The organism is Bacillus sp. JJ1127 (assembly GCF_036965845.1).
Taxonomy (GTDB): Bacteria; Bacillota; Bacilli; order Bacillales; family Bacillaceae_G; genus Bacillus_A.
The window spans coordinates 1-1,856 of the sequence record NZ_JBALQK010000113.1 but is presented as its reverse complement, the minus strand read 5'-3'; the positions used below and the strand labels follow the sequence as shown (position 1 = coordinate 1,856).

General features: G+C 31.2%; 2 protein-coding genes. Both read right to left on the bottom strand.

Annotated features, from left to right (window positions below; genetic code table 11):
• Positions 1-263 precede the first annotated feature (263 nt).
• A complete protein-coding gene (locus V7183_RS12595) occupies positions 264-821 on the bottom strand; it encodes a GNAT family N-acetyltransferase (RefSeq protein ID WP_335359736.1) in 558 nt (185 codons plus the stop codon).
• 18 nt (positions 822-839) lie between these two features.
• Complete coding sequence (locus V7183_RS12590; RefSeq protein WP_097899447.1) at positions 840-1,718, bottom strand: LysR family transcriptional regulator; 879 nt, start codon at positions 1,716-1,718, stop codon at positions 840-842.
• Positions 1,719-1,856: the final 138 nt, after the last annotated feature.

Genomic DNA, 1,856 nt, shown 5'->3' with positions numbered 1-1,856 from the left:
TAAGTTGATGGATGTGTGGTGGGACCCCATGCCCATCAACTTAAGGTATTTTAATACCCCCAAGTGTAAAAAAAGTTATTTTTTGAACATTTCACTTCAAAGTGAACTACTTGATTTATTCGGTGGATGAAAATCGGCAGGGCTCCAGCTTGGATAACACAATTATTAAGATTGGAATGTTGCTTTCTGACATGAGTTTGGATAAGAGTGCTTGAAACACTATATTTCCTTTGCATTAACGAATTTAATTATTTAACAAATTGTTAAACCTTTCCTATTTTTAGTGGGAAATTATGTGTTACTATTTTTTCAAAACAGAAATAGACTTGATTGTTAACAGGCTTTGACTTGAAAATAACTTCTCCTTTTTTTACATATCCATTTTTCTCGTAGAACTTTTGAGAAACATCATTTTTTGAAAAAACATCTAAGCGGATACCCGTATATTTCCGCTGAATTGCTAACCCTTCACAAAAATCTAGAACTGCTTTTCCATAGCCATTGCTTTGTTGATCTGGATGTATACAAAATGAATGTATAACAAGATAAGCTCCTTCATTATAAGACCATTGGATATTTGACCATTCTATAGGTTGCCATTCATCAAGTACAAAAACTCCAATTAACTCAGTTTTATTTTTTAATATATATAATTCCTTGTTTTCTATTTTCTCAGTAAAATATGCCCTGTTTGGATAAGAATCATCCCACTGGTATATGTTCCGATTTTCCAAGTCTAACCTACAATCTAAAAATAATTTTTCTATTTTATCTAGGTTCTTATTTTTTTCAGTTTCTAAAGATATACTTATTGATTTCATTTTTGTACCTCCATTATCTCAGCTTTTTACATTAATAAGGATGTTTTTAAAGGATTGCAAGGCTCGAGATCCTTTATTTTTTTTATGATGAACAAGATAAATTGATCTTTTCGGCATTGGAAAAACAGATTTAAAAGGAATCTTGATTAGTTCTTTATTTTTAATATATTGACGGGCAACTACATCAGGAAGGAACCCCATCATCTTTTGTTCAAGTAAAATGCGAACATATAAAGTGGTATCATCTACTTCAATTGAAGGGAAAAGTTTGACTCCTATTTCATTATGAAACCACTCAATAAAAGGAGTTTCCCAAGGAATATGAATAAATGATGATTTATTCAGCTGATCTCTGGTTAACTCTACTACGTCTTCTTTAAATAGATCAGGGCTACCAACAAGATAAAAAGGCTCTTCAAATAACCTAACATATTCAAGATCAGGGTGTTGGGGTTTGGATGGAACAACACAAACGTCAATAATCCCATCTAATAGTAATTGAAACATTCTCTGAGTGTGGCCTGTGTATAGACGGAGTGTATAGTTGCTATAATTTAATTTTAACTTTTGTACATATGGTAAAAGAAAATAATGCCAAATGGAAACTAGACTTCCTATAGCAAGTTTTTCATCATAATCAATAAAGCTCCTTGCTACAAACTCCCCGTGTTTTAGTATATCAATTCCTTTTTTAGCAAAGGGGTACAATATAGTTCCAGCTTCCGATAATTTGACCGATCTTGTATCTCGGATAAACAGCAGTTTTCCAATTTGATTTTCCAATTGTTTGATCCTGTTAGTTACAGTTGTCTGTGAAATATTCAATTTTTCTGCAGTTCGAGTAAAACTATTGGTCTCCGCAAGAGTAATAAAAGTCTCCCAATGTTCATAATTCAAAAATCCATCTCCCTTTCCAATTTATTCATATTATGAATAGATTATATAGTATTTTTTCATTTAACTAAATAGATATTATTATCTATACTATAAATATCTTGATTATAAGTACTATTAGAAAAAGGAGGAAAACTGATG

What these genes read in the sequence shown, in the direction of transcription:
- V7183_RS12595 (WP_335359736.1), bottom strand. Translation starts at nt 821, where the DNA reads ATGAAATCAATAAGTATATCTTTAGAAACTGAAAAAAATAAGAACCTA.